The 1880-nt window shown below is 65.3% G+C and carries 2 protein-coding genes; both read left to right on the top strand.

Annotated elements, in window-relative coordinates:
* The first annotated feature begins 234 nt into the window (after window positions 1-234).
* Entirely contained in the window at window positions 235-1353 is a 1119-nt protein-coding gene (proB, locus tag ACPZMI_RS00080; protein WP_054892485.1) for a glutamate 5-kinase, read from the top strand.
* Between the two features lie 23 nt (window positions 1354-1376).
* Window positions 1377-1826: a CreA family protein gene (locus ACPZMI_RS00075; RefSeq protein WP_186668416.1), complete on the top strand. Its 450-nt coding sequence runs from the start codon at window positions 1377-1379 to the stop codon at window positions 1824-1826.
* Window positions 1827-1880 lie beyond the last annotated feature (54 nt).

The raw sequence follows: 1880 nt of genomic DNA, 5'->3' as shown, positions 1-1880 counted from the left end.
GCATCTTCTCTTCCAACCTATGTCGAATCTGTAGATACCAAAACGCCGCTCATTTGAGCGGCGTACCGTGAGAGGGCGTTGAGGCCATCGCGGGACGAGCCCGCTCCCACAGGTCCGCTGCGATCCTTGTGGGAGCGGGCTTGTCCCGCGATGGCCTCAACCCCCTCTCACGGTACGCCGCTCAAATGAGCGGCGTTTTGGTATCTACAGATTCGACATAGGTTGGAAGAGAAGATGCGAAGCAAGGTGACGGGCGCCAAGCGCTGGGTCGTGAAGATCGGCAGTGCGCTGCTGACCGCCGATGGCAAGGGCCTCGACCGTGGTGCGATGGCAGTCTGGGTCGAGCAGATGGTCGCGCTGCGCGAAGCGGGCGTGGAACTGGTACTGGTCTCCTCAGGGGCCGTGGCCGCAGGCATGAGCCAGCTGGGCTGGACCACGCGACCGAGTGCGATGAACGAGCTGCAGGCGGCCGCTTCGCTCGGCCAGATGCGCTTGGTGCAGGCCTGGGAGTCGAGCTTCGGCGAGCACGGCAAGCACACCGCGCAGATCCTCCTGACCCACGACGACCTTTCCGACCGCAAGCGTTACCTCAATGCCCGCAGCACCCTGCGTACCCTGGTGGACCTGGGCGTGGTGCCGGTGATCAACGAGAACGACACCGTGGTCACCGACGAGATCCGCTTCGGCGACAACGACACCCTCGCCGCGCTGGTGGCCAACCTGGTCGAGGCCGACCTGCTGGTGATCCTTACCGACCGCGACGGCATGTTCGACGCCGACCCGCGCAACAACCCCGAAGCCCAACTGATCTACGAAGCCCGCGCCGACGATCCGTCGCTCGACGCCGTGGCGGGCGGCACCGGTGGTGCTCTGGGGCGCGGTGGCATGCAGACCAAGCTGCGTGCTGCGCGCCTGGCCGCGCGCTCCGGTGCCCACACCATCATCATCGGTGGCCGTATCGAACGCGTGCTGGACCGCCTGAAGGCTGGCGAACGCCTGGGCACCTTGCTGTCGCCTGAGCGTGGCATGCTCGCTGCGCGCAAGCAGTGGCTGGCTGGCCACCTGCAGACCCGCGGCACCCTGGTGCTCGATGCCGGCGCTGTGAAGGCCCTGCGCGAATCGAACAAGAGCCTGTTGCCGGTCGGTGTGAAGACTGTGCAGGGCAGCTTCCGCCGTGGCGAGATGGTGGTCTGCGTCGGCCCCGATGGCCTGGAAGTGGCCCGTGGCCTGGCCAACTACAGCGCCCTGGAGGCGCAGAAGATCATCGGCCAGCCGTCGGACGCCATCGAAAGCCTGCTGGGCTACAGCGCCGAGCCTGAGCTGGTGCACCGCGACAACCTGGTTCTGGTCTGAAGGAGATGCCCGTGCTGAAAAGGATGTTTGCCGTGGCAGCGTTGATGCTGCCGATGCTGGCCGGTGCCGAGGAAATCGGCCAGGTGTCCACCGTGTTCAAGTTCCTTGGGCCCAACGATCGCATCGTGGTCGAAGCGTTCGACGACCCCAAGGTCGAGGGCGTGACCTGCTACCTGTCGCGGGCCAAGACCGGCGGCGTTAAGGGTGGGCTGGGGTTGGCGGAAGACCGCGCGGAGGCATCGATCGCCTGCCGTCAGGTCGGGCCGATCAACTTCAAGGGGGAGCTCAAGGATGGCGAGGAGGTGTTCAAGGAACGCACCTCGCTGGTGTTCAAGACCATGCAGGTGGTGCGTTTTCTCGACAAGAAGCGCAACACGCTGGTGTACCTGGTGTACAGCGACCGGATAGTCGAAGGTAGCCCGCAGAATGCGGTGACGGCGATTCCGATTCTGCCTTGGGCGCATGCCCAATAAACGACGCAGCTCATCCCCCTGTGGGAGCGGGCTTGCCCCGCGATAGGGCCCGAC

The sequence above is a fragment of the Pseudomonas wayambapalatensis genome (assembly GCF_049942315.1).
In the GTDB taxonomy this organism is placed as follows: Bacteria; Pseudomonadota; Gammaproteobacteria; order Pseudomonadales; family Pseudomonadaceae; genus Aquipseudomonas; species Aquipseudomonas wayambapalatensis.
Note: the sequence above shows the minus strand (reverse complement) of the source record. Positions and strands in the feature narration are given on the sequence as shown.